This window comes from Flavobacterium poyangense (assembly GCF_011751075.1).
GTDB lineage: Bacteria > Bacteroidota > Bacteroidia > Flavobacteriales > Flavobacteriaceae > Flavobacterium > Flavobacterium poyangense.
On sequence record NZ_JAALLN010000055.1, the window covers coordinates 1 to 1,056 of the forward strand.

General features: G+C 35.6%; 1 protein-coding gene. It reads right to left on the reverse strand.

The features are described 5' to 3' along the window. Positions 1–1,056: RNA helicase domain-containing protein (locus G3A47_RS22570; RefSeq protein ID WP_166926513.1), on the reverse strand; the 1,056-nt coding region annotated here is incomplete at both ends.

Here is a 1,056-nt window from a genome sequence, read left to right on the forward strand (position 1 = left end):
TCCTAGCATTTTTACGCGCTCGCACAATAGTATCTAACTTATCTACTGATTCGGCAGAACTGGTACTAGGCGGGTATATTGTTCTATAAAGGTATAAACCCGCGGCGATCAATCCTAACGCTCCTAAAATATAAGTAGTATTACAATTGATCCATGAATATTGATTTACAAATGCTGACATCTTGTTACGAACATTGTGAATCACATATCCGTCCTTAAGATTTTGTACTGCATCTACAATAAACTCAGAATTCTCCTTGTCGTACATCGCACGCCAAGTGGTACTAGTTGCTATTGTGGTGGCATCTGGATCTGGCTTTTGTTCTTTATTCCACAATCCTCCTTCACATTGCAATGACAAAAGTTTTTCTGGACACAATGTCAATTCTGTAGTGTTGTTGTTTTCTACACTATTAATCATAAACTGACTAATATCAGACATTGTATCAACATTGCTTTGAGGGGCTGATTCAAGTGGTTTTCCATTAACTAGATCCTCTGGATTAAAATCTAATAAACTACCTGCTACGAAGTTGTTAATAGAAGTAACAAAAGATTTATTATGCATATATTCATTAACTACGTTATCTACGAATTTTTCTACGCTAATAGAATCTGACATTTCTCCTGCTTCGTTATACGGAGTAATAACATAACTACTAAAGTCGAAAGCTGAAGTGGCGGACTTACGTTCCACTTTTACAAACTTTGTAAAGCGCCGTATAAGCGCTTTAGGAAAGTTTAGACTTTCAACTCTAGGTAATTGGTTATTTGAAGAACAGATTATTACATCAGACGAAAAATTAACGCTAGACTTATCTTCTAAATGAGCCATATGTAATGGATAGGGGAAAACGTTTGAGGCTCTTATGAGTTCAAAAAGTTCCATACTCGGATTGGCTGTAGAATCAACGAGTTGATTCCAGTCATCAAATATACAAACTTTTTGTCCTGTATATCCGTCCCAAAATTCCTGTTCAGAATTTCTCGGATATATAAGAGTCTGCCAATTCTGTTTTAATTGTTCTAAAAGAGATACATTCTTTTCTCTTCGAT